Below are 836 nucleotides of genomic sequence, written 5' to 3' on the forward strand. Positions count from 1 at the left end.
ACCCTGCCCCGAGAACAGGAACCCGGTCCTGCCCTCTCCCACGGTTCCGGTCACGGTGCGGGAGTTGGACTCGCCCGCCGCCAACGCGTCGAGCGCGGAGAGGAGTTCCGTCCGGTCCTTGCCCCGGAGGACGGCCCGGTTCTCGAACGCGGTACGCGTCGTGGCCAGCGCGGCACCGATCTCCACGGGGGCGGCGTCGGGAGTGGCGTGTACGGCGTCCCGCAGGCGGGTGGCCTGGGCGCGCAGGGCGTCGGGAGTGCGGGCGGACAGCACCCACGGTACGACGGGGAGTTCCGGCCGTTCGGCCGTTTCCGCCACGTCGAGCGGTGCCTGTTCCAGGATGATGTGCGCGTTGGTGCCGCTGAGTCCGAACGAGGACACCCCCGCACGCCGCGGACGCTCCGCCGCCGAAGGCCACTCCCGCCGCTCGGTGAGCAGCCGTACCTCCCCCGCCGACCAGTCGACGTGGGAGGAGGGCTCGGCCGCGTGCAGCGTCGCGGGCAACTCGCCGTGCCGCAGCGCTTCCACCATCTTGATCACACCCGCCACACCGGCAGCCGCCTGCGTGTGGCCGATGTTCGACTTCACCGACCCCAACCACAACGGACTGCCGTCCGCACGCCCCTGCCCGTACGTCGCCAGCAACGCCTGCGCCTCGATGGGGTCACCGAGCTTCGTCCCCGTACCGTGCGCCTCCACCGCGTCCACATCAGCCGGTGACAGGCCCGCCGCTTCCAGGGCCTCACGGATCACCCGCTGCTGTGCGGGGCCGTTCGGCGCGGTGAGACCGTTCGACGCGCCGTCCTGGTTCACCGCCGAACCCGCGACCACCGCCA

The 836-nt window shown here is 72.5% G+C and carries 1 protein-coding gene; it reads right to left on the minus strand.

Features of this window, described 5'->3' with window-relative positions; all coding sequences use genetic code 11:
* Positions 1 to 836: ketoacyl-synthetase C-terminal extension domain-containing protein (locus DVH02_RS29715; RefSeq protein WP_147286159.1), on the minus strand; the 836-nt coding region annotated here is incomplete at both ends.

The sequence above is a fragment of the Streptomyces corynorhini genome, from assembly GCF_003346515.1.
In the GTDB taxonomy this organism is placed as follows: Bacteria; Actinomycetota; Actinomycetes; order Streptomycetales; family Streptomycetaceae; genus Streptomyces; species Streptomyces corynorhini.